This window comes from Vibrio sp. 704, assembly GCF_033339295.1.
Map to the genome: position 1 here is coordinate 1 of NZ_JAWOUH010000274.1, position 822 is coordinate 822.

Genomic DNA, 822 nt, shown 5'->3' on the forward strand with positions numbered 1-822 from the left:
TGCGCTTGTTGTGGCCGGTCTAAGTTCACATATTTCGATTATGGAAGCCGTGACGTCAGCCATTATCGATAAGTTAAAGTGGAGCCGTAAGAAAGCAGCAAATGTGGTAATCGGCACTGGCTTTGTTGTGTCGATGGCATTTGCGACCAACGGTGGCCTACTGCTACTAGACTTAGTCGACCACTTTGCAAACAACGTTGGTATTATGGTTGGTGGCTTGATTGAAATCGTATTGATGGCTTGGTTGCTAAATCGTGTACCAGAAGTACGCGGCTACGTGAATGAGCGTTCTGATTTCTCTATCGGTCAATGGTTTGAGATTTGTTTACGCTTTGTCACACCAATCATGCTAGCAATCATCTTGGCAACAAAGCTTTATGCGCTATTTACAGAAGGCTATGGTGGCTACGATCTAACTCTAGGTTGGGCAATCATTGCCGTACTCTTTATCTTTGGCTTACTTATCAACGCAGCAAACCGCAAGGAGGCAGTAAAATGACCGTTAGCGCAATCATTATGATGGTTCTTGGTTTGGGCATCACTTGGGGTGGTGCAGCTATCTGCATTAAACGTGCGATGAACAAACAGTAAGATTGAAATTCCGTCTTAATCAGAAACAAAATGCCGGCATCTATGCCGGCATTTTTTATTTGAGAGCTAGAAGCTGTATTTCACACCAACTGCCCCACCCAACTGTAAGTCAGGGCCTTTATAGAGATCGAGCTCAGGGTGGATCTGCGCATAAACGTCCCACCCTTTCGATAGGTCCCAGTTCACGCCAAGTGGAACACGAATACCAAATTCGTCATCCCACTCATACCA

At 45.4% G+C, this 822-nt stretch carries 1 protein-coding gene and 1 pseudogene; both read left to right on the forward strand.

Going from position 1 to position 822, the window contains the following annotated elements:
• Positions 1-499 (forward strand): annotated as a pseudogene (locus tag R7R24_RS25890) (sodium-dependent transporter); the annotation flags it as partial.
• Entirely contained in the window at positions 496-591 is a 96-nt protein-coding gene (locus tag R7R24_RS25895) for a MetS family NSS transporter small subunit (RefSeq protein WP_005494570.1), read from the forward strand. The pseudogene R7R24_RS25890 and the gene R7R24_RS25895, both read left to right, overlap by 4 nt.
• Positions 592-822 lie beyond the last annotated feature (231 nt).